Raw genomic sequence first — 712 nt, forward strand, 5'->3', positions numbered from 1 at the left:
GGTTATGACAAGTTGGATTTTTGAAGGCAACGGCGTTGTTGAAGAATTTGTTGGTGGTTACCACGATGCTCAGCAACAAAGAAAGCAGGCTATAGAGTACCGACAGGTTGAAAAGCCATCAAAGCCAGAGAAAGTAGTTGAGGAAACTCCCAAAACTGCGCCAGTTAAGGCTAAAGCTAAGAAGTTATCGTATAAGCTACAACGAGAACTAGAAGCGCTACCTTTGCGTTTGGAAGAATTGGAAACTCAAATTGAAACTCTTCAGGAAGAAGTCAACGATCCTAGCTTCTTTTCAAAATCTGTAGAGCAGACACAACCAGTATTAGATAAGCTATCTGCAGCAGAGCAGGAGCTTGAAGTTGCTTTTGAGCGCTGGGAAGAGCTCGAGGCACTACAACAGGAAAGTTAAGAAGTAATCATGACTTGTAATAAATTTAAATTAACAACAGTTGCAGCCTTAGTTTTGGCTGCAACTAACGCGAATGCTGCACTGTACAAGGTAGTTGAAGTCGCGACTCCTAGCTCAATTGTCGGAGCTTCTGAAACGTTTGGTGTCGCGATTCAACCCGCGGCGGTTACCGGAACTGAAAGTTGTTTTACCAATGCTACTATCGGTGGTGTCGCATGTGATAGCTTTAAGCTAGCAGGTGAAACTCGTAATTCGCTTGAAGCCATTAGTTACCGTGAAGAAGTTCCTTTTGCTATGGATGCT

2 pseudogenes are annotated in these 712 nt (G+C 43.4%); both read left to right on the forward strand.

The features are described from left to right. Positions 1-409, forward strand: a pseudogene (locus AB4653_RS20210) (ABC transporter ATP-binding protein); the annotation flags it as partial. A gap of 9 nt (positions 410-418) precedes the next feature. Then, a pseudogene (locus tag AB4653_RS20215) lies at positions 419-712 on the forward strand (GlyGly-CTERM sorting domain-containing protein); the annotation flags it as partial.

Origin of the sequence: Vibrio sp. 10N.222.48.A3 (genome assembly GCF_041475345.1) — a bacterium.
Lineage (GTDB): Bacteria > Pseudomonadota > Gammaproteobacteria > Enterobacterales > Vibrionaceae > Vibrio > Vibrio tasmaniensis_A.